At 62.7% G+C, this 1406-nt stretch carries 2 protein-coding genes; one reads left to right on the top strand and one right to left on the bottom strand.

Translation table 11 applies throughout. The features are described from left to right. Positions 1-234: 234 nt before the first annotated feature. Complete coding sequence (locus tag ACBR42_RS17020) at positions 235-411, bottom strand: hypothetical protein (RefSeq protein WP_371208825.1); 177 nt, start codon at positions 409-411, stop codon at positions 235-237. A gap of 325 nt (positions 412-736) precedes the next feature. On the opposite strand from ACBR42_RS17020, the gene ACBR42_RS17015 reads away from it, so the two are divergent. Continuing rightward, the gene (locus ACBR42_RS17015) at positions 737-1393 is read left to right on the top strand and encodes a hypothetical protein (protein WP_371208824.1); all 657 of its coding nucleotides are present in this window, start codon (positions 737-739) and stop codon (positions 1391-1393) included. Positions 1394-1406: the final 13 nt, after the last annotated feature.

Raw genomic sequence — 1406 nt, 5'->3', positions numbered from 1 at the left:
GGGTGGCCCTTCGGGTTCGCTCGCCAAGCTTCTCCAGACGGCTGCGCCGCCAGGAGAAGTCCAGCCCCCTGCGGGGTCTGTCCGCGTTCGCGCTAATGCTCCCCCACATCCCTGTCCACGATCGGCATGACGTCGAAAAACAGCACGGGGAGCGGGACGCCTCCTCAACCACCCTGACACGCCTGCGGCGTATCAGGGTGGCCCGTTGCGGGGATTACGGCCGCGCATCCAGCTTCAGTGTGACAGTGTCCCGGCCAGGGCGCCAAGACGGCCTTCGGCCCCGCTGCGCGGCTTCGCGACCCTCGCAGCACCTTTGCCGTCCCGCGCCAGCCGCCGGGCGTTGCCCCGCGTCAGGCGCAGGCCGACCGGCTTGCTCAGGCCGCTTCGGTCCTGACTCCCTGTCCGTGCCACCGTCTTGCCCGGGGGCAGGATGTGGCTCAGAAAAACGCCTCCATCCCCTCCACTCCCGTCAGCGTCACGGGCGCTCGCCGCCCCGCACCCCGGCAGGATATGGTCTAGTAAAACGACAGATATTTATTTGTTTCAAGTAAAAAATATCCGAATATAACAAATAAAAACGCTCGTTATTGGCCGTTTTCTACGGTTTTTCTCTTGCTATGCTTGGGTATTCGTACTATGTTTTTCTTGTCGGGAGGGATTGGCCCTTCCGGCTCAAGCGCCCCGGCAGGTGCGGTAACACCACGCCGGGACTGCGCCAGAAATGAAGGTAAAGTTCATGTCCGACGTTGCAACCACCATCGCCCACAACGCCACCGCTGGCAAGGCTTCTCCCGCCGAGGCCCGCCGCGCGAATGAAACCCGCGCCCTTGCAAAGGGTTATGTCGCCCCGTCACTGGCAGCCATTCTGGACCTCGCGCCCAATGACGACCAGATGGCGAAGATCATCACCTCCTTTGGCATCGAGGCCGGGGACGCTGACGAGTTGACCGGGCTGGGAAGCACCATGATCCGCGATCAGTACGCCGCGCTGGAACCGATCCTTGTCACCATGTATCGCGGGGAGCCGAATTATCAGGGCCTCAAAATCCACCTTGACCGCGTGGTTGATGGCGTTGTCCGCTCCGCCTATGGCGCGGCCGAGTTCTACGAAAAGCGCCGCCAGATCGCGCGGGATGCCGTCAACGCCTTTACCAACGAACACCGCGACGAAGATCGCATGGGCATTGATGGCGGCGCAAACCGGGTGGATGGCCTGCGTGAAATCGCAGCGCAGCACGCCGCAAAATCCTACGCCCTTGCCTGCATCGCAGCCGGGGCCTGCGCCGCATATGAAGAACTGATGGGGCAGGCGTGGCAGCCTTACGTGGCCAAAAACAGCCGTAGCGTCTCGGAACAGGCGGCGGCGCTCAGGAATGACGCGCTGGGCTTCTGATCCAGTCAGCCGG

The organism is Komagataeibacter sp. SM21, from assembly GCF_041402665.1.
Classification (GTDB): Bacteria; Pseudomonadota; Alphaproteobacteria; order Acetobacterales; family Acetobacteraceae; genus Komagataeibacter; species Komagataeibacter saccharivorans.
The sequence above is the reverse complement of the archived record's forward strand: the minus strand, read 5'-3'. Positions and strand labels throughout refer to the sequence as shown.